This window comes from Bacillus sp. 16GRE42, from assembly GCF_019837435.1.
Classification (GTDB): Bacteria; Bacillota; Bacilli; order Bacillales; family Bacillaceae_G; genus Bacillus_A; species Bacillus_A wiedmannii.
The window spans coordinates 1-442 of sequence record NZ_JADAXF010000029.1; the positions used below are offsets into that span (position 1 = coordinate 1).

At 33.7% G+C, this 442-nt stretch carries 1 protein-coding gene; it reads left to right on the forward strand.

Annotation, left to right across the window (positions count from 1 at the left end; all coding sequences use genetic code 11):
• The coding region (locus ILS93_RS28450) for an NAD(P)/FAD-dependent oxidoreductase (protein WP_222661742.1) at positions 1-442 on the forward strand (442 nt) is incomplete at both ends.

Below are 442 nucleotides of genomic sequence, written 5' to 3' on the forward strand. Positions count from 1 at the left end.
TATCTTCTACTGCACATTTGTTACGAAATGTACCCCTATTGAAAGAAAGTATAGCTATTATTGATTCATCTAAAAAACATTACTTCCAACCATTATGGAGTTTAGTTGGGGGAGGAATTGTTTCAAAGGAATGTACGATGCGTGATCAAGAATCACTTATTCCAAAAGGAGCAACGTGGATTCCTAAAAGTGTTATTAAGTTGTTTCCAGATCAAAATAAGATACTTTTAGATGATGGAATGCTACTTGAATATGAGATTCTTATTGTAGCAGCCGGTATACAAATAAATTGGGGTGGTATTAAAGGCTTAAAGGAGTCTATTGGGACTAATGGGGTTTGTAGCAATTATTCTTATAAATATGTTGATTCTACTTGGAAAGAAATCGAAAAATTCAAAGGAGGAAATGCGATTTTTACCCACCCCAATACTCCTATTAAATG